At 44.8% G+C, this 19,366-nt stretch carries 21 protein-coding genes; 13 read left to right on the top strand and 8 right to left on the bottom strand.

The genetic code is table 11. The annotated features are described in order from the left end of the window. Positions 1-94 precede the first annotated feature (94 nt). The 4 genes from KYJ26_RS11295 to KYJ26_RS11280 all read left to right on the top strand — a co-directional run bounded on the left by KYJ26_RS11295 (position 95) and on the right by KYJ26_RS11280 (position 5,479). Positions 95-1,336 (top strand): ATP-binding protein, encoded by a 1,242-nt coding sequence (locus tag KYJ26_RS11295; RefSeq protein WP_219167370.1) that lies wholly within the window; start codon positions 95-97, stop codon positions 1,334-1,336. A gap of 379 nt (positions 1,337-1,715) precedes the next feature. Next, complete coding sequence (locus tag KYJ26_RS11290) at positions 1,716-3,212, top strand: spore germination protein (RefSeq protein WP_219167369.1); 1,497 nt, start codon at positions 1,716-1,718, stop codon at positions 3,210-3,212. Positions 3,213-3,239: 27 nt separating this feature from the next. Next, positions 3,240-4,355, top strand: a complete 1,116-nt coding sequence (locus KYJ26_RS11285; RefSeq protein WP_219167368.1) for a GerAB/ArcD/ProY family transporter — start codon at positions 3,240-3,242, stop codon at positions 4,353-4,355. Further along, the gene (locus KYJ26_RS11280; protein WP_219167367.1) at positions 4,352-5,479 is read left to right on the top strand and encodes a Ger(x)C family spore germination protein; all 1,128 of its coding nucleotides are present in this window, start codon (positions 4,352-4,354) and stop codon (positions 5,477-5,479) included. The genes KYJ26_RS11285 and KYJ26_RS11280 overlap by 4 nt, the downstream gene beginning before the upstream one ends. Before the next feature lie 40 nt (positions 5,480-5,519). Here KYJ26_RS11280 and KYJ26_RS11275 read toward each other — a convergent pair whose 3' ends face one another. Next, positions 5,520-5,708 carry a capping complex subunit for YIEGIA gene (locus KYJ26_RS11275; protein WP_257474975.1) on the bottom strand — a complete coding sequence of 63 codons (189 nt, stop codon included), beginning with the start codon at positions 5,706-5,708 and terminating at the stop codon, positions 5,520-5,522. 24 nt (positions 5,709-5,732) lie between these two features. Then, on the bottom strand, positions 5,733-6,650 hold the full coding sequence (locus KYJ26_RS11270; RefSeq protein ID WP_219167365.1) for a YIEGIA family protein: 918 nt from the start codon (positions 6,648-6,650) through the stop codon (positions 5,733-5,735). Between the two features lie 459 nt (positions 6,651-7,109). Between KYJ26_RS11270 and KYJ26_RS11265 the strand changes: the two genes are divergently transcribed. Both KYJ26_RS11265 and KYJ26_RS11260 read left to right on the top strand, forming a co-directional pair. Continuing rightward, positions 7,110-7,733 (top strand): DUF421 domain-containing protein, encoded by a 624-nt coding sequence (locus tag KYJ26_RS11265; RefSeq protein ID WP_219167364.1) that lies wholly within the window; start codon positions 7,110-7,112, stop codon positions 7,731-7,733. A 17-nt stretch (positions 7,734-7,750) separates the two neighbouring features. Continuing rightward, positions 7,751-8,884: a zinc-dependent alcohol dehydrogenase gene (locus KYJ26_RS11260; RefSeq protein ID WP_219167363.1), complete on the top strand. Its 1,134-nt coding sequence runs from the start codon at positions 7,751-7,753 to the stop codon at positions 8,882-8,884. Positions 8,885-9,009: 125 nt separating this feature from the next. Here KYJ26_RS11260 and KYJ26_RS11255 read toward each other — a convergent pair whose 3' ends face one another. Further along, positions 9,010-9,525, bottom strand: a complete 516-nt coding sequence (locus tag KYJ26_RS11255) for a DUF3231 family protein (RefSeq protein WP_219167362.1) — start codon at positions 9,523-9,525, stop codon at positions 9,010-9,012. 567 nt (positions 9,526-10,092) lie between these two features. Here KYJ26_RS11255 and KYJ26_RS11250 point away from each other — a divergent pair. The 4 genes from KYJ26_RS11250 (at position 10,093) to KYJ26_RS11235 (ending at position 12,028) form a co-directional block, all read left to right on the top strand. Beyond that, positions 10,093-10,326 (top strand): spore coat associated protein CotJA, encoded by a 234-nt coding sequence (locus KYJ26_RS11250; RefSeq protein WP_219167361.1) that lies wholly within the window; start codon positions 10,093-10,095, stop codon positions 10,324-10,326. Further along, positions 10,323-10,583: a spore coat protein CotJB gene (locus KYJ26_RS11245; RefSeq protein WP_219167360.1), complete on the top strand. Its 261-nt coding sequence runs from the start codon at positions 10,323-10,325 to the stop codon at positions 10,581-10,583. The genes KYJ26_RS11250 and KYJ26_RS11245 overlap by 4 nt, the downstream gene beginning before the upstream one ends. Before the next feature lie 27 nt (positions 10,584-10,610). Further along, positions 10,611-11,180 (top strand): manganese catalase family protein, encoded by a 570-nt coding sequence (locus KYJ26_RS11240; protein ID WP_219167359.1) that lies wholly within the window; start codon positions 10,611-10,613, stop codon positions 11,178-11,180. Between the two features lie 122 nt (positions 11,181-11,302). Next, the gene (locus KYJ26_RS11235) at positions 11,303-12,028 is read left to right on the top strand and encodes a DUF421 domain-containing protein (RefSeq protein ID WP_219167358.1); all 726 of its coding nucleotides are present in this window, start codon (positions 11,303-11,305) and stop codon (positions 12,026-12,028) included. 219 nt (positions 12,029-12,247) lie between these two features. Here the strand turns inward: KYJ26_RS11235 and KYJ26_RS11230 are convergent, their stop codons facing one another. After that, complete coding sequence (locus KYJ26_RS11230; RefSeq protein WP_219167357.1) at positions 12,248-12,808, bottom strand: helix-turn-helix domain-containing protein; 561 nt, start codon at positions 12,806-12,808, stop codon at positions 12,248-12,250. 120 nt (positions 12,809-12,928) lie between these two features. On the opposite strand from KYJ26_RS11230, the gene KYJ26_RS11225 reads away from it, so the two are divergent. Further along, positions 12,929-14,212 (top strand): MFS transporter, encoded by a 1,284-nt coding sequence (locus KYJ26_RS11225; protein ID WP_219167356.1) that lies wholly within the window; start codon positions 12,929-12,931, stop codon positions 14,210-14,212. A 174-nt stretch (positions 14,213-14,386) separates the two neighbouring features. Here KYJ26_RS11225 and KYJ26_RS11220 read toward each other — a convergent pair whose 3' ends face one another. Together KYJ26_RS11220 and KYJ26_RS11215 are read right to left on the bottom strand one after the other, a co-directional pair. Beyond that, positions 14,387-14,584, bottom strand: a complete 198-nt coding sequence (locus KYJ26_RS11220; protein WP_219167355.1) for a hypothetical protein — start codon at positions 14,582-14,584, stop codon at positions 14,387-14,389. Between the two features lie 101 nt (positions 14,585-14,685). Beyond that, a complete protein-coding gene (locus KYJ26_RS11215; protein WP_219167354.1) occupies positions 14,686-15,291 on the bottom strand; it encodes a lysozyme inhibitor LprI family protein in 606 nt (201 codons plus the stop codon). 141 nt (positions 15,292-15,432) lie between these two features. Between KYJ26_RS11215 and KYJ26_RS11210 the strand changes: the two genes are divergently transcribed. Both KYJ26_RS11210 and KYJ26_RS11205 read left to right on the top strand, forming a co-directional pair. Beyond that, entirely contained in the window at positions 15,433-16,344 is a 912-nt protein-coding gene (locus tag KYJ26_RS11210) for a phosphotransferase family protein (protein ID WP_219167353.1), read from the top strand. Beyond that, positions 16,341-16,799 carry a DIP1984 family protein gene (locus KYJ26_RS11205; protein ID WP_219167352.1) on the top strand — a complete coding sequence of 153 codons (459 nt, stop codon included), beginning with the start codon at positions 16,341-16,343 and terminating at the stop codon, positions 16,797-16,799. Before KYJ26_RS11210 ends, KYJ26_RS11205 begins: the two co-directional genes overlap by 4 nt. A gap of 466 nt (positions 16,800-17,265) precedes the next feature. Here KYJ26_RS11205 and KYJ26_RS11200 read toward each other — a convergent pair whose 3' ends face one another. Together KYJ26_RS11200 and KYJ26_RS11195 are read right to left on the bottom strand one after the other, a co-directional pair. Then, positions 17,266-18,663 (bottom strand): sensor histidine kinase, encoded by a 1,398-nt coding sequence (locus tag KYJ26_RS11200; protein ID WP_219167351.1) that lies wholly within the window; start codon positions 18,661-18,663, stop codon positions 17,266-17,268. Beyond that, the gene (locus KYJ26_RS11195; RefSeq protein WP_219167350.1) at positions 18,653-19,357 is read right to left on the bottom strand and encodes a response regulator transcription factor; all 705 of its coding nucleotides are present in this window, start codon (positions 19,355-19,357) and stop codon (positions 18,653-18,655) included. The genes KYJ26_RS11200 and KYJ26_RS11195 overlap by 11 nt, the downstream gene beginning before the upstream one ends. Positions 19,358-19,366 lie beyond the last annotated feature (9 nt).

The following is a 19,366-nucleotide window of genomic DNA, read 5'->3' as shown; positions in this document are numbered from 1 at the left end:
TTATTGTCGAATTATCACAAGAAATGGGAGGTATTTCCCAGGAAAGTGTCGAAGGTTAGAGGTAAAGTTGCTTTTTTCATAAAGGAGATCCCATATGGTAGAGAATGTCCATCATTTAGTTTTACATGTTGTATTTATCCTGTTTGCTATTCTTGTTTCTCACATGTTCATGGATGAATCGGACAGGGGGACAAGAGGGTTCACCTTTACGTTTATTATGATGAATAGTGTTGTGTTACTATTTACGATGGCCTTTCCGTTGGTGTTTTCAAGCGGTTATGTATACGATTTCAAAGTGATTCCGTTCATCCTTGCCTTTCTCTATGGCGGAAAGAGAGTGGGGATTGGAACGTTTATCGCCATGCTTATTATCGGCTTCCTTACGGATCATGTCTTGGTTTTCTTACTTGTCAATTATGCTATTTATGGTTTACTGCTTATTCCTTTGTCGTATAGGTATCGTCGTATGACCTGGAAAAGCAAGCTGATTCTGATTTCGCTTTTTTATTTATTCGTGCCAGTTACACGATCTCTTTATTTGGTTCAGAAAAATGAATGGGAGCAGCTTCCCCTTGTAGTCAGCTCCACGGCTATTGTATGGGTGACGCTGATCTTGTCTATCTACCTGATTGAAAATCGGCTTGAGCAAGTCAGGGTCAAAAAAGAGCTTATCAAAGCTGAGAAGTTCAACGTCGTCAGTGAGCTTGCAGCCTCTGTTGCACATGAAATCCGAAATCCAATGACGACGGTAAGAGGGTTTATGCAGCTATTGCAAAAAGAGACACTGACAGAGCAACAAAAGAGCTTCATCGATATTTCCATACAGGAACTCGATCATGCCCAGGGCGTCATTAATGAGTATCTTTCCCTGGCGAAGCCTCAGACGGAGGAATACGAGGTGTTCAGCCTGACCGATACGATGAATGAATCCGTCGATGTCATGTCTACGTATGCTGTGATGAACAGCATTTCAATCCATAAGCATATTGAAAATGATTTGATGATCAAAGGGATGAAGATTGAGGTAAAGCAGGTCTTACTTAATCTTCTCAAAAATGCCATTGAGGCTATAAAAGAAAATGGGGAAATCACGGCGTCAGCAACCCGTCATCGCGATGGACGGATGATGGTCATGATTCAAGATAATGGATCCGGCATGTCTCCGGAGCAGCTCAGGTTAATCGGCAGACCTTATTATTCCACTAAGGAAAAAGGGACGGGACTTGGGTTGTCGGTTTGTTATCAAATAGTGAAACGAATGAAGGGGGAAATAAAGGTAGAGAGTGAGGTTAAAGGTGGGACGACATTTAGAATTTTCTTCCCAGAGGGGAGGTGAAGCAACTCTGACAATCAATCAGAGTCGTGCTCCAACGAATTCCCTGCCGGTTTATTTTAGTCGCTCGTTGATCCTGTTCAATTTATTGATCATCACGGCACTGAATAAAGAGGATAATACCGTACTGACAATCAGCATCCAAAGTACGAGGGGACTATTGGGCTTCATGGGTTTCACACTCCATTCCATTTTTTGTTAGTATGTGTGTGGAAAGTGAAATTATCCTTACAAATATTTACAAATATAATTAATGGCTAAACCCGGCATAATCATGCCGGGTTCTTTTATATTGATCAAATGGGTTTGCAGGCTACCTAATGGTATATTTTAATCCTGATCAGACCATGATGGTAATACTACTTCATGGGAGGGGCTACGTATGTTTTTCAGCAAGAAACAAAGAAGTCCCGAGGAAAACAGCGGGGATACAGAATCAAAGGTAGACATTCCTGTCTCAAGCTCTGGTGAATCGTTTACGAGAGATATCAAGGACATCTTTCATGAAAGTGCCGACCTTATCATGATGAGTCCAAGGCAAGGTGTGAGCTTCGTCTATTTCGATATGTTAATTGATAAATCGATGCTGAACCGTGACATCATCAGTCAGCTGGGCGGCGACGAGTGTACACCAGACCTCTTGGAAGAGAAGATCAATGTAGGGAATATAGAGCAGTATGTCACGGTGAATCCGTGTGTTAGTGCTCTTCTCAGCGGTGCTGTATTGATTCATCTTGAGGGCTATTCAAGCGTGTTGGTTGTCAATATCCGTTCCGGGGACAGCCGCTCCCTATCGAAGCCTGAAAATGAATCGATTGTTATCGGGCCACAGCTGGGATTCAATGAGAGTTTATCTACGAATATTTCTCTAATCCGGAGATATTTGGTGAATCCGAACCTATGCAATAAGTCCATTACAATGGGAAAGCAAACACGTACGGCTGTATCACTGTTATACATAGAAGGTGTTGCGTCGGAACAAATGGTACAGACCGTCACCCAACGAATCTCCAATATCAAGATAGACGGGGTGTTGGATAGTTCCCTTTTAATGCAATTGATTGAGGATAATGGTTTGAGCATATTTCCTCAATTGATCTTAACGGAGCGCCCGGACCGGGCCTGTTCATGGCTCTTGAATGGGAAGATCGTCATTCTTGTGGATGGAAGTTCCCTTGTGATTGGGTCTCCCCAATCATTTGTTGAGTTCTTTCAGAGTATGGAGGATCAGAATGTAAAGTGGCAGGTGGCCTCCTTCTTAAGAATGCTTCGGTTCATAGCGATGTTACTTTCTGTATTCTTTACAGCCATCTATGTTGCCTCTCTGACATTCCATTATGAAATCATTCCACAGCCTCTTTTGATTCCCTTAAGTGAATCCCGTTCAAGGGTCCCCTTTCCTCCCATCATTGAGGCACTGTTATTGGAATTCATTATTGAATTGCTGAGGGAGGCAGGGGCTCGGCTGCCGACGAAAGTGGGACAGACAATGGGTATCGTAGGAGGTATCGTAATCGGGACGGCAGCGGTGCAGGCGGGATTCACCAGTAACATCTTGATCATCATCGTCGCTCTCGGGGCTTTGGCCTCCTTCACCACACCTAGCTTCATGATGGGGAATGTCATTCGTATTCTTCGTTTCCCCATCATCATCTTAGCGGGGTTTTGGGGGTTTTATGGAACGATGTTTGCCTTCTGTTTTTTACTGATTCATCTCTTAAGGCAAACAAGCCTTGGTAGCCCGTTTCTGGCACCCTTTTATCCTATTCGCATAAAAGATTGGGCGGATAGCATTATCAGGCTGCCGCTTAAATACACATCAAAACGTCCTTATCAAGCGAGACCAATGGACTCGGATAAATACAAGGTAGACGATTAAGTCCCGCTAAGGAGAAGGGAGGGTGCTATGAAGATACAAGTTCATCCACAGCCACAATCACTCCTCAATGCTTTCATGGTGATGTTCATCATCCATTCGGTTCAATTGGGTGTGGGGGTGCAGGGGTTTCAACGGATCATCTATGTGGATGCAGGGCATGATGCCTGGATATCGGTGATTCTTTCCGGTGTTGTGACCTGTGTTGTCGGCTTTGTAATGGTTAAAACCCTTAACTACTATGAAAGTTCGGATATATACGGTATCCAGGAAGATGTGTACGGAAAATGGTTAGGCACATGCATGAACGCACTTTACGTCATATATTCTATGGGTGCCTTTCTGGTGGTTTTACGAAATTACATCGAAGTGCTGCAGGCATGGGTGTTTCCAGAAGTTCCTACCTGGTTCATCAGTCTGACAATTCTAATGCTGGTGCTTTATGGAGTACTCGGAGGATTTCGAATCATTGCCGGCGTATCGTTCTTCAGTGTGTTCCTGTCGTTTTGGCTCTTGAGCTTACTGGGATATCCGGTTCAATTCAGTCATTGGTCAAACCTCCTTCCCATCCTGGAGGCGAAAGCAACCGAGATCCTTAAAGGTGCTTATTCAATGACGTTCACCGTCATCGGATTTGAACTCATTTATTCGTTTTATCCTTTTATTAAAGAGAAAAGGAACGTTCAAAAGTATATGCAGATTGGACTGCTATACACGACCCTTTTATATGTAGCGGTGATGATCATTTCACTCAGCTACTTTAGCGGTGGCCAATTGGAACGGACCATTTGGGGGTCACTCTCCCTGTTTAAAATCGTCCGACTGCCATTTATCGAACGATTTGAGTATGTCGCCATTACCTTCTGGTTGCTCATCATCCTGCCGAACCTGATGCTGTACTTATGGTCAGCTTCCAGAGGATTGGCCCGGATATTTGGAAAGAAAAAGACAAAGGGAATGACATGGGGATTAGCTCTTATCTTGTTTGGTTCCATCCAAATATTTGTGACTAGACAGCAAATAAACCAATTGAATAATTATTTTGCCCAAATCGCCTTTATAGTTGTTTATTGTTATCCACTCTTATTGTTCCTATTGGTATGGATAAAGAGAAAAATCTTTCGGAAAGAGGAGGTGAAATCATGAAGCGATTCTTCCTCGTGACACCATTCTTCTTCTCCCTTCTCATCCTCTCCTCTTGTGCGGAAACCAGTACGCTTGAGAAAATCGGGATGATCACGACGGTGGGATATGATAAAGGAGAAGACGAAAAGATTGATACGACGACATTGATACTCGAAACAGACCCACAGTCCATGGACAGTACAAATGTCATTTCAAGCCGTTCCCTCACAAGCAAAGGAGCGAGGATCGAAAGTAATTTGAAATCGCCCAAGAAGTTGGCATCAGGTCAGCTTCGTGTGGCCCTATATGGAGAGGACTTGGCGAAAGACGGATTGATCAACCTCGCCGATACGCTTTCCCGAGATCATTCCATCAGTGATTTAACCTTTTTGGCTATAGTGGAGGGGAGCGCAGGTGATCTCCTGAAGCATAAATATTCCCAGTTCTCTGATGCCGGGCAATATGTGTACAAGGAAATAGAGCAAAATATAAAAGGAGAAGTCATTCCTTCACCCACCCTTCATGAAACGCTCCATGATTATTATTCGATTGGGGTGGACCCTTTATTGCCTTTACTAAAATTAGAGGATGACATGATTAATATCACGGGCATGGCGATACTTAAGGGAGATAAGATGGTGGGAAGGATATCCCCAAGCGACAGCTTTTATGTAAAACTGGTGAGCGATCGATTTAAAGCGGGGAACTTCGAAATTACCTTCAAAAATGGGGAGAAAGAAGCACTCATGCCTTCCCTTCCTGCTTCAACTGACATTGCGATTGCGTTGGATACGATCAAAAGTAAAAGCAAGATCGAACTAAAGGATCAAAACTCTTTGGCATTCAACCTGAATATTCATATCAATGCCCGCTTGCAGGAAATCAACCGGGACATTGACTTAAAGAACAATGAAAATCTAGAGTTGATTGAAAAGAAGCTGAGAAAAAAAATCACAAAAGAAATTGAGGATCTCATTGCTTACTCACAGTCTAAATCATCCGATGTGTTTGGATTTGGTGAAGAGTATCGAACGAAGGCCATTAATTCCAATCTGACCGATGATGAGTGGCATGATATGTTCAAAGACATCAAAGTGAAGGTCAACACGGATTTCGTCATTATCCGGACGGGTGTGGTGGAGTAGAGAATGCCCGGGGATTGGCATACCCGGGTGTTTTCCTTTGTTAAATCCGTATGACCAGAAAATCACCATTTGTCATCTGAACCACGTCTGCTTTTAACCCCTTCGCAATATCAACCGTCATCTGCTTTAATTCATCCAGATCAGAACTGTATAAAAGCAGTGGTCCCCCGTTTATGACTCTGTCGCGGTTGGACGTTAAGTAAGCGAGTATCTCGTAAGGTGGCTTCATCGAACCTTCCCTTCCCATCTTTCATCACCCTTTCAAGTTGGTTTTCATCACGGAATGGGATTTTTTCGTGCTTTCGAGCAACGGACATTTCTTAACGGCCTCAATGAAGGCATCTATATCCTTCTTAATGGGGACAAGCGCAATCATGACTTTCCCATCCTCATAATCCTTCCTCGTAAATTGATATCGCTTAACCCCCAATGCCCGGCATGCTTCAAACAGTGCAGCCTGTCGCTGACCGAAATGATCCAGGTTGATCCGGAAGTGATTCTCCTTCGGGAAGATGACGACGGCCATTCCTTCCTCTGTAAACAGCTTCTCGGCGTTATCTGTTCCAAGGAGATTGCTGACGTACATATCATCCACATATAAGGAAGAATCCTTGACTGCTACCTTACCTTCTTTAACCTCTGCAATATCCCCGATTGTCTTGCCTTTTGTGAACCGCTGTAAATAATATAGAAGGCCAAACCCAACCAGTGCACCTCCTGCGATACATAAAGGGAGATTTTCTACTTTGAGGGCATTTTGAAGAACGGAAATCGTGAGAGAAGTGGTGAGTGCCACGATGAAAGCAAGGTAATTCCTTGCTTCAAAGGTTTTGGCAATGCCATCTATGTATGCCTTCCCGCGGTAGGTGAATTCCGTTTCCTCCAAGTCGCTCAAACTCTCTTTCTCCATTTTACGAACATCCCTGAACTGCTGGAGGGCAAGGGTAAGGAACGTCACGGCAACGAAGTTTTTACTTAATAAAGCCGGGATGGCCACTGCGCCAAGGGCTGCAGCTACGAATCCCGTGATGATCTGAATCAGGTAGCCATTCGGATAGCTGGGATATTGTCTAAAATCCTCTTTAATGGTAATGAGTCTTGCCAATGTTCCGAGTACGATAGCGCTTATGATGGTGATTAATTCGTTTGATGTCAATTCGGTAGGATCCATGGAGCGGTTTCACCTCTTTGTCCATTTTCCTTAGTGTAAGGAATAGAGATGATCATTATTCTTTCTTTCTCAAACAGGTTACCTGCTGTAAGGTTGCTTTGCACGGTTAATGTGCCACTTATTGGGTCATATTCAAGATATTCATAAGGATAACTAGCTTCCTGCAACCCAATACTTATAAAATAGTACTTTTTTAAAAGGATGGATAATTTGAAACAACAAGGTGAGAAAGTAAGAAATTCGTGTGTGGTAAGACTACCCTATACTACCTCGGAAGGACACGTGGGAATTCTTTGTTGGTCCCTGTCCTGCTAAAGGTTCATAAGAAAAAGAAACCTGTAGCATGGACTGAATTCATTCAGAAGACGAAAAAGATTTTCAAACATGAAGGAAATGGATCTTTATTGTTTGATGAAGTGGCAATGCCGCATTAAAGAAAGGAAAGGAGCGGAAGTTATTATGGATTTTGATTGGATTTGGAAAGCCATCCTTATTGTATTGGCTGGAACACTTTTATTAAGAATCGCTGGGAGGAAATCAATCTCCCAGATGACCCTGGCACAAACGGTTATCATGATCGGTATCGGGTCATTGCTCATTCAACCTGTTGCCGGGAAGAACATTTGGACGACAATCGGTGTAGGTCTCATCCTTGTCTTCACCCTCATGATCATGGAGTATCTCCAGGTGAAATCAGATCGAGTGGAACAATTTATTACCGGAAAAGCTAAGATTTTAATTGAAAACGGCACCATACAGGAAAAGAATTTCAAAAAGCTCCGCATGACCGTCGATCAGCTTGAGATGAAGTTAAGACAGCAGGGAGTCAGCAAAATTTCGGATGTGAAGTGGGCGACGCTTGAACCGAATGGTCAGGTGGGAGTGGAATTGATGCCTCAAGCAAAGCCTGTGACCATACAGGATCTTAACCAGCTTCAGGCAAAGGTAGATCGATTGATCAATATGCTCAACGTTGCCCCGGCGGCGACGAGGCCGGTGAGTCAGAAAACAGGCGGGGAAGATATCTTTAAAGAAATTCAGCAGAGTGGCTCCGTCAACCCTCCGCCGAAACATCTTCAATAAACTGAAGGAGGATCATCATGAAAGCTGTCACGTACCAAGGAAAGAATACTATTGCCGTTAAGAAAGTAGAAGATCCCCGGATTCAAGACACACAGGATGTCATCATCAAAATTACCTCCACTGCCATTTGCGGATCTGATCTCCATTTGTATAAGGGTAACTTCCCGCTGCCGATTGGGTATGTCATCGGTCATGAGCCCATGGGCATCGTAGAGGAAGTAGGGAAGGATGTCACCAAAGTGAAGAAGGGAGACCGCGTCATCATCCCGTTTACCGTCGCATGCGGGACATGCCCGTATTGTCACAATCACCTAGAGAGTCAATGTGACAACTCCAATCCCCACTACGACTCGGGGGGTCTCCTTGGCTATTCGGAAAAATTCGGGAATTATCCGGGAGGACAAGCGGAATATCTGCGTGTCCCATTTGGGAACTATACCCCTTTTCTTGTACCTGAGAATTGTGAACTGGAGGATGAAGACATTCTTCTGTTATCCGATGTCCTTCCTACCGCCTACTGGAGTGTGGAAAATGCAGGTGTTAAAAAAGGAGATACGGTTATAGTCCTGGGCTGTGGCCCTGTAGGATTGATGACCCAGCAGTTTGCCTGGAAAAAGGGGGCGAAAAGAGTCATTGCCGTGGATTATTTCGATTACCGCCTCCGCCACTCCAAGAAGATGAATCAGACGGAAACGTTTGATTTCACTCATTACGATGACATGGGGGAGACACTGAAAGAGTTGACCAAGGGTGGCGCCGATGTCGTCATTGATTGTGTCGGGATGGACGGGAAAAAGTCCCCACTTGAATACATGGAGCAAAAATTAAAGTTGCAAGGAGGGACCCTCGGACCGATCCAGATTGCCACAAAAGCCGTTCGGAAATGTGGAACTGTTCAACTGACCGGCGTATATGGCGGCCTTTACAATATGTTCCCGCTTGGAGCCTTCTTTGCCCGTAATATCACGCTGAAGATGGGGCAATCTCACGCTCGTGCCTATATGGAGCCCCTTTATGACCAAATCGTCAAAGGGGAAATCGACTCCACTTCCATCATCACCCACAAACTGAAACTTGATGAGGCGGCGAAAGGGTATCAACTATTTAACGACAAAGATGATGACTGTATCAAAGTGATATTGAAGCCATAAAGAAGAAGGTTCGTTCCAAAGGACGGACCTTCTTCTTTATATATAAAATGCATGGTGAAACAAAAAAATTCTCAGGCTGATTAAATGGTTAAACAACCTGAGAATTCTCCTAAATAGATACCAAATTACTCACAATGTTCATTCTTGTTTTTGTGAAGGGGCGGAGGGATCAACCATCCCTTTTCTTTGTTCAATTTGAGTACTTTCGCTCCCATTTGGGCTTTTTGCATATGGAATTGCCCGAACATCATGGCCACATCTTCACGGATGCTTTGTCCCATAATCGTGCTGCATGCAACTAAGCCTGATGCTATATCCGCAGAAAGAGCAGCGGCAATAGCCGGATCGGGCATGCGTGCACCGGTCGGGATATCATCCAGGCAAGCATGGGGTGGCTCTGGAGGAGTAGGCGGGAGGCCGATCCCATTTTCTTTCAATAGTTTCTCCACCTGCTTGATTTCCTCTTGACCGTCTTCAACTGAATCTTTCAATAACTTCTTTAGGTCATCATCTCCAGCGTGATTTAACTGCATCTGATAACCCGCCACAGCAGCTTTTGCTGTTAACAAATAACTCCAGCTTCCAAATACCTCTCCAAAATGCAACGGTTCTTCTTGTGGGTTACCACTTAAAATTCCCATGATCATCCTCCTGAGTGTCATATTGTGCCCGCCTTTCATGAACTGGAATAAGCACATTGATTACTCTTCCCGTAGCCAATCAGATTATGTAGGGTATCTCCTTTAATAGGTGTGAATGGTTGGGATATTTCATATGTAGAGTGGAGACGCTATGCCTGAGTCTGGCAAGACTTCAGAAAATCCCTGAGCTCTTTTGATTTGGGGGTTTTCATCTAACGGAATTTTTTTTCAAAACAGAAACAAGCACTGGTGAATGCTTGTTTTTTTGGTTTTCTTCAGTCTATCTCCTCGTACTCATCCCTTTTTGAAAGCCAATCGGCTACCAGGAAAATCATTGGTAAAGAGTATAAGTGCCTTCAGTTGGAAGGGTTATAGACTTTAATCCATTTCCGATCAATGGACACCCATGACGATAAACTCAGTGACTGTCATCGATCTTCCTCTTCATGGTCCTGCTTATAAGGGTGCACGTTTGACGATCGATTATGATTAAAAAACGAATATGAATGTTTCACGTGCTTCCTTCATACCTATAAAAAGATATGGCCAAAAACTGGAGGGAGTCTCTTGCAACAACATCAAAATTATAAAGTGTATTATCCGTATGTTAGTCCCTTTGATCCGTGTCCGCCCATTAAGAAGAAAGTGTACTCCACACCACCTAATTTATATATGGGGTTTCAACCTCCAAATCTGGAGCAATTTTCACCAAAGGAAGCCTTAAAGGCGGGAACGCTTTGGAAAGCATTCTATGATCCTTATTACAGTCCGTATGAATTAAAGGATGGTGATTCATCATGAAGCAGCTTCCCGCTCATTATTATGAGATCATGGAAGAACTTCAGACCGTCGATTTCGTCATTGTTGAACTCACCTTGTATTTGGATACCCATCCGGAGGATTATGAGGCCATTAAGCAGTACAACGAATATACCCGGATGAGGAAGCAGATCAAGAAGAAATTCGAGAAGGAGTTCGGGCCGTTGACCGGATTTGGTTACAGCTACTCAAATTATCCCTGGGACTGGAAAGACGCCCCGTGGCCATGGCAAGTTTAATGTAGAACAAAGGAGCGAATAGATAATATGTGGGTTTATGAGAAGAAACTACAATATCCCGTTAGGGTCAGCACCTGTAATCCGAAACTGGCTAAATTTCTGATCGAACAATACGGCGGTGCCGATGGGGAGCTTGCAGCGGCTCTCAGATACCTTAACCAACGCTACACGATCCCTGATAAAGTCATTGGCCTTCTGACGGATATCGGTACGGAAGAGTTCGCACATTTAGAGATGATTGCGACGATGGTCTATAAACTGATCAAAGACGCGACACCGCAGCAAATGAAAGATGCGGGACTTGATCCTCATTACGTGAACCACGATAATGCCATCTTTTATCATAACGCTGCTGGTGTCCCCTTCACGGCCTCCTATATCCAGGCAAAGGGGGATCCGATTGCCGATCTGTATGAAGACATCGCCGCAGAAGAGAAAGCCCGAGCCACGTATCAATGGATTATCAATATGAGTGACGACCCTGATCTGAATGACGGTCTCCGCTTCCTGAGAGAAAGAGAAATCATCCACTCCCAACGCTTCCGGGAAGCAGTCGAAATTCTGAAAGACGAACGAGATAGAAAAATCATATTTTAAATACCGAAAAAGAAAAAACGAGGTTCGCCCCTATTAGAGGACGGACCTCGTTTTTTCATATATTTGATTTCTTGAGGAACACTATCCGAACAGATATGCCATCAATATAAGGGGGACCATCTATGAATATTTGGGAATATATCTACAGTCCGATCATCATCTTCATTGCTTCCTATATATTGCTCCGGTTTGCAGGGAAGAAGGCAGTCTCTGAGATGAATAGCTTTGATCTCTTGTTTATTGTCGTATTAGGGACGATTGTGAGTGAGCCATTGGTGGATAAAGGGATTCCGTCAGCCCTAAGCTATGGACTGGTGTTTACATTGGTGTATATCCTGTTCTCGATCCTTACCCTTAATAATAAGCTGCGCTGGCTCCTGATTACTACTCCCACCGTTCTGGTACGCAATGGCGATATTGATGAGAAAGGCTTACGGAAAGCCAGGATCACAACCGATGAGCTTCTAGGTACCTTAAGAGAAAAAGGGTATGCCACGGTGAAGGATATTGAAATGGCCACGATGGAAAATATGGGGAAGGTTAGTGTCATCCCGAAATCGTATGCAAGACCTGTACAGCCGTCTGACTTGAACCTGTTCCCCGGGGCTGCGTTCATTCCGATCCCCCTCGTTATGAACGGTCAGATCCTCATGCACAATATGAAATACTTGAAATTGGATGAAGAGTGGCTGAAAAGAGAGCTGACCAGGCAGAACATAGCCTTTGATAAACTGGATGATATCACCCTTGCCAGTTATAATGCGAAAGGCCAGTTGGATATCGATACCGATAAGGATGAGGGGCATAACCATAATCCGTATATGTATAAGCCGGGAAATACGAATTGAAAAGGGGGCAGGGGGACGGTTCTCGTGCTCCTTGTAAATGATTATTTAAAGGGTATCCTCATTCAATCATAAACAGAAAAAATGACAGTCATGCCGAAAATCAATGAGAGGCGATTGCGGAGATCGGCAGGATTCTTCGTCCTGCACTAAACATTATTGTCCCAGTCCCCACGGTTCTCCCAAAAGAAGAAACAGAATGCCACACCCGGCATTCTGTTTTTAGTTTGATTCTGAATAGTAAATGATCATGCTCAAATTCGTCATTTCGCTGCCGGGATTTGAATATGTATGAGGGGTGTCTGCCTTGAATTTAATGGAGTCACCCGCTTTCAGCACATACTCCTTTTCATTGACGGTCAACGAAAGGGTTCCGCTGAACACCGAAATGCATTCAATGGCTCCAGAGTGATGCGGTTTGGCATCCAGGGTGGCGGCAGGCTCTAATTCGACTGAGTACATTTCAAATGGTTTTTGATCCTCAAGGCTAAAGTAAGGAAATAACCGGTACAATCCATTATCCTCGATCAACGGCTCGATCTCTGATTTCCTGATGATTTCCGTTTGGGGGATTTCTCGCTCCATCAAGGATGTGAAGGGTATTTTCAACCCGTCGGCGATTTTCCAAATGGTCGAGATCGTCGGGTTGGATTCTTCTTTTTCAATTTGACGTAAGAGGCTTTTACTGACCCCGGTCAGGCTGGAGAGATCATCCAGGCTTAACTTTCTTTTGTCTCGTATGTTCTTTAGATTATGTGAAATGATTCCATGAATTTTTTCCAAAAACGGATACCTCCTATATACAATATAATAACCATATTGTACACTATAATAAAAACATTATATTGTTCATTTTGTTCAATATAGTAATTATATCATTTTTTAAAGGATGTGGGAGGAAGCATGGGGCGGAATCGCATTCATTACAGCTGGATCATCTTGATGGTCGTTTTTTTCTCGATCATTGTAGCCGGAATTGTCAGGTCCTCATCCGGTGTGTTTATCGAACCTTTTGAAAACGAATTTCACTGGGATCGGTCCGTCATTTCACTGGCCTTTGCCGTTGGGTTATTCCTATACGGGATCTCAGGTCCATTTATGGCCGCGCTCATCGAAGTGCTTGGACTAAAGAAAATCATGTTGATATCCATGGCCACCCTGCTCATGGGTACGTTGCTTACCTTTTTGATGCAGCATTCGTGGCAGCTCATCCTCATATGGGGAATCATTATCGGGTTGGGATCCGGTCTGTTTTTAACCGTGCTGAGCCCTTATGTCGCGAACACATGGTTTGAAAAAAGAAGGGGTCTTGCATTAGGGATCCTGACGGCCAGTACGGCAACGGGTCAGCTCATCCTGCTGCCGATCCTCGCCATGCTGATTGATCAATATTCGTGGAGATGGGCGATTGCCCTCATTATGATCCTCAGTGTCATCATGCTAGTCATCATTTTTTTATTCATGAAGAACTCGCCAAAGGAAGTGGGAAGTCTTCCTTATGGTCTTGAAAACGAAGAAGCAATCACTGTTGATGAACAGAAGCATAACCCCATTGCGATTGCTTTCAAAGGATTATTTGAAGCGGTAAAAGTGAAGGAATTCTGGTTGTTGGCAGGGAGCTTCTTTGTGTGCGGTCTTTCAACGAGCGGGCTCATCGGAACGCATTTTGTGTCCTACTGTATCAGTTACGGTGTTCCTTTAGTCACGGCTGCATCGCTTCTTTCATTTATGGGGATTTTTGATCTTGTCGGGACCACCCTTTCCGGATGGTTATCAGACCGGTTTGATAATCGCTGGTTATTATTCTGGTATTATGCTTTGAGGGGAGCGTCGCTTCTGTTACTTCCGATTGCCTTATCGCAAGGGTCTTATCCGTTACTGATCATTTTCGCTGTTTTCTACGGATTGGACTGGATCGCCACGGTTCCGCCGACCATAGGGATTTCCCGGCAAGTATTTGGAGTGAAGAAAAGTGGGGTCGTATACGGATGGATCTTTGCCTCCCACCAGGCAGGTGCCGCCGTGGCAGCCTTTGGTGGCGGAGTGATCTTCCAAGCCTTTGATTCATACACGTGGGCATTTTTCTTAGCGGGCCTTTTTTGTGTCGTAGCGAGTTTGTTTGTGATTGTGATCAAGAAGGAGAGGTCTGTTGAACATGGGGCCGGTTCTCGTACATCTGTTTCGTAGAGAAAATTCGACACAGACGTTGAATATATGGGAAAACGGATTCATTATTTCTGATACGGTTTAATCATTCATATAAGTGATTCATTCTTTTGAATCCGGATTAAAAAGGGGGGAACCCGGATCAATTCCCCGATGTCCGTTTGCTGATAAGCACCTTTTTATAAAATAAGCGAATTATCGCAGAATCCCAAGGTGCCTCTCAATCCTTTCGACTCTTTGAGTTAAAGAATAAATCTTTCGATCCAGCATGTCATATTGTTTCCTGAGAATATCTATCTCCGTTTCATACCCACCTGGATACTGACGTACATGGGGATAGTATCCAGGTGGATTGCCATACACTGTTTGAGCGTTGCTTCTGTAAACAAACATTCTAGTCAACTCCTATTCAACAGACTGCCGTGCAAGCAGTGTATGTGCGAGAGCCTATTCAGGTGAAAAAAAGAGGGAAGTCCTGAAACTCACCTCGTGCTTTAGTTTCTCATATATTCCTCCACCAACTCATAGCACCGATCCTTCGTGGATTCATACAAGGAGATATACCACGCCACATTTTCAAACGTGCCGCCTTCATATTTCAATCTTTCTTTCTCCGCTTTTTCTTCTTTCTCCTCAATCCATTGCAATTGTTCCGTTTTTAACTCTGCCATGACTTCAGGAGACAGCTCTTTCTTCAGCAGGACATAAATCTCATTCAAGGCATCATCATACTTCTCATAAGACACGCCATAATAGTTTTTCATGGCGTTGGTGACACCTTTATCGGAATCTTTTTTATCCGGCATCGCATCCAGTTCCTTTTGGATGTTATCCAGTTTTTCTATATACGTTTGCTTTCCTTCCACTTTGGTGACGGGATCATCCTGCTCCGGCGTACTACTTTCAACGGATGTCTCCTTTGATTGATCCTTCCCGTTAGCGTCCGATGCGGTTGTACTATCCCCAGATGAGTCTACGGAAACAGCATCCGATTCAGGCTGATTGGCGGCATCCTCATCTGAAGATTGACTACAGGCGGACATTCCCACCAATAACATTGCGGATAAGGTCATCACGACGAATAGGTTCCTTCTCTTCATTGTTACAGCTCCAATCTCTTGTTAAAAATGCATTACTTGGGTTATTTTAACATATCTCTATCTTCTGAAAATACATACTGGTAAAATTAGGAGTGCGAAACAACTTATCAGGATATGTCCAATGCTCACTGGAGGTGCAGGATGCTCAATATCAAAACCGAATACCATTTTAAAAAAATCGACCCCATCACCAAAGGCTGGTCCAGTGACAAGAAATATTATGTTGAAGCCGAAACGGGTGAAAGGCTGCTGCTCCGGACGGCGGATGCTTCCGAATATGAAAGTAAGAAGAGCGAGTTCGAGGCGATGAAGCGTCTGGCCGAGTCGGGGATCCCGATGTCAAAGCCCCTCGAGTTCGGTGTGTGTGAAGATGATCAAGTGTATACGCTATTTACGTGGTGTGAAGGGGACGACGCGGCTGAGGTGCTGCCCATGCTTTCGGATACAGTGCAGTATGAACTCGGTCTGAAGGCGGGTCGTTATCTCCGGGAAATTCACTCCACGCAAGCACCACCCGATCATGAAAAGTGGGAAACGAAATTCAATCGCAAGGTCGACAAAAAGATCCAGCAATATCATGATTGTCCTGTGAAAATCGATGCTGGCGACCTCATTCTTGAATACATAGAGGCAAACCGGCATCTTCTCGTAGGACGTCCGCAAACCTTTCATCACGGTGATTATCACGTGGGGAATATGGTGATTTCAGAAACAGGCGAACTCTCCGTCATCGACTTCAATCGCCATGACTTCGGTGATCCGTGGGAGGAGTTCAACCGCATTGCCTTCAGTGCATCTGTGAGCCCTTATTTTGCCACGGGACAGCTGGACGGCTATTTCAGCGGACGCCCGCCGGAGGCTTTCTTCAGGCTCATGGGCTTTTACATCAGCAGCAACATGCTGTCGTCCATTCCGTGGGCGATGATGTTCGGGGAAGAGGAAGTGGCTACGATGAAGAAGCAAGCGAAGGAAGTGCTCGGTTGGTTTGACGGGATGAAGAATCCGGTGCCGACGTGGTATTTGGAGGATTTTTATAAAGGGGTGAAAAGATGAAATTAGCAGAGGCACTGATAATGCGATCTGATTTCCAAAAGAGGGTGGAGCATTTACGGAATCGACTCATCCAAAATGTTGTTGTCCAAGAAGGGGACCTTCCAGGTGAAGAGCCCAAGGAATTAATGAAGGATCTAACGGAACACTTACATCAGTTAGAAGAGTTGATTATTCAAATCAACAAAACAAACCTGCTTACGGAGTATGACAAGGGACTGACTCTGGCAGATGCCCTCACAAAACGCGATCTGCTTGGCAGGGAGAGACAGATTTACAGTGATCTCCTTGAACATGCCAACGTCCGTCATGACCGGTACTCCCGAACGGAAATAAAGCATGTCAGTACCATCGACATCAGGAAAACCCAAAAGCTTGTGGACGAATTATCCAAGAACTATCGATTGATTGATATGAAGATACAGGAGCTAAATTGGAAAACTGACCTATTAGAATAAGAGAAAGCTGGTAGCGAAATGAATAAGGCGAATACCAAACCACGCAACAGGTGTATGTTGTAATCCTGGCAGGGGTTTCGGGGTGACCCTCGAGGTTCAAATCCTCGTTTAACAACTCATACCCAGTACTGTCACATCAGAACAAAGAACATTAACCGATGACGACCAGGTATTGATTATCATTTCGTGAGGGTGGATAGGGGATATTTCTTTTAAAGTAGAAGCCGGGGGGACAGGCACCCTGGCTTTCTAACTTCGATCGACGAGGAATCCGGCCGAAATTTGTTAAAATCCAGCCGTTTAGGACGGAAAACCAGCCGAAAGTAGGAGGAATCCAGCCGTTTTCACATAAAATCCAGCGATTAACCAAATATTAACAATTGACCATCTGGCGAATATTCATGCATCCCCCCGGCCACTCCACAAAAAAAGACAGACCCAACCGGATCTGCCTCTCTCCACACTATCAATCACGCCTGCTATTCAAAAGCGGCAACGTAAATCCAACTGTCGTTCCTTCATGCTTTTTACTTCTGATATAAAGCTCACCATCATGATGTTCAATGATTTGCTTGCAAATCGCCAGCCCGAGTCCGACGCCATCTGTATTCTCGTTGGCTTTATAGAAGAGGGTGGAGACATGCCGTAAGTGTTCTTCTTCGATTCCTTCGCCCTCGTCATTCACTTCAAATCTCAGATCATTCTCGCCCTTCTCGTATCCAACCGTAATGGTGCTGTTTTTACCGGAATATTTGATGGCGTTCTCGATCAGGTTGAGGAGCACCTGTCGGATTCTGTTCTGATCAGCAACCAGTTCGAGAGGCTCATCCTCCATCAACATGATTTCCTGTTCTTTTTGCTTGCGCTTTTTATCTAGCTGTAATATGACTTCCTTCACAAGCCGGTCAAAATCAAAAGGGGACGGGTTGATCTCGAATGTTCCGTTCTGATAGCGTGAGAAGTCCAGAAGTTCCTCCACCATGTCGATCAGTCTGTCTGTTTCTTTCGTGATGATGGAAAGTCCCGTTTTGGTTTCTTCCACATTCTCAGGGTCACCCGTCTGCAATGTCTCGCTCCAGCCCTTGATGGAGGTGAGGGGGGTCCGGAGTTCATGGGAAACGGATGAGATGAATTCGTTTTTCATTTTTTCCGTCCTGAGTAGTTCTTTCCCCATATTGTTGAATGTCTGGCTCAAGGTGTGGAATTCATCCTTGTACTGCCCGTCCACCCTTGCTTCCAGGTCTCCTTCTGCCATACGGTTCGAAACGTTCGTCAATTCGATGACGGGCTCGGTGATGATCCGTGAGAAAAAGGTACTGACCACGAAGACAATCCCAAGGATCCCGATTCCGATCGCTGACAGTGTGATCAGGATCGTTTGAAAATTATTATCCAGCGCTTCGAGTGAGGTGACGAAGCGGAGGATGCCGATCGTTTTATCGCTGGATTCCAGTGGAACCGATACGGCAAGGATGCGTTCTCCTGTTGCGGGATTGGTGCCGAACCAGGTTCCTTTTCCTTTTGAGAAGGCATCCTTTACATCGGGATAATCCTGTTTTTCCCCCGGAATGAACCCGCTGGAGGACGATAGGACACGACCGCTTCCGCTCAAAATTTGTGTTTCCGCCTGATCGATGGAGAAGTTGCTTTGAAGATCCTGCAGGTTCTCCCTCAGGTTGTAGGAAGATAAATGACTATAGCGCTTCGCGAATGAAGCTGAGTTCTGTGCATGATTTTGCAGGATTTCAGCCGTGCCATTGTAATAATAATGATAGATGCCGGAAGCGACGATTCCTAGAAACAATAGGATCGTCATGGTGATCAGTGTCAGATTCTGTATGAGTATCCGCCGTCTAATTCCCATTATGTTTTCCTTCCCCGGATTCATCCCAGCGGTATCCGTAACCCCACACCGTCAACAAGTACCGGGGGGAGGAAGGGTCTTCTTCAATTTTCCGCCGGATCCGCCTGATGTTGACATCGACGATCTTCGGGTCCCCCATATAGTTGATCCCCCACACCTGGTCCAAGAGGTCGTGGCGGCTGATGGCTTTTCCATTTGCTTTCAGGATGGTGCTGATCAATTCATATTCCACCGGGGACAAATCGACGTCCTTTCCCTTCAACTTCAGGAGGCGCCTGCTTTCATCTAAATAGATTGATGGAGCAGGCTTTTCCGGTTCAACAGGACGGATTCTCCGCAGCAGTGCTTCAATCCTGGCGATGAGTTCATTCGGACTGAAGGGCTTCGAAATATAATCGTCGGCCCCGTTCATCAAGCCATGGACTTTATCCATTTCCTGTACTTTCGCCGTCAACATGATGATGCCGATGGATGAGTTCCATTCCCGGATCTCTTTGCACGCTTCAAATCCATTCATTCCCGGCAGCATCACATCGAGAAGGACGATATCGACGGTCGTATCTTCCTTCTTCAGCTGCTCGAGGCCGGACTCTGCATTATCCGCCTGGAGCACACTGTATCCATATCGTTTTAAATTGATTTCAATGAAGCCTCTGATAGACTCTTCATCTTCAATGATCATGATTCGCTTCAATTCCAACAC

Source organism: Rossellomorea orangium (assembly GCF_019334305.1).
GTDB lineage: Bacteria > Bacillota > Bacilli > Bacillales > Bacillaceae_B > Rossellomorea.
Note: the sequence above shows the minus strand (reverse complement) of the source record. Positions and strands in the feature narration are given on the sequence as shown.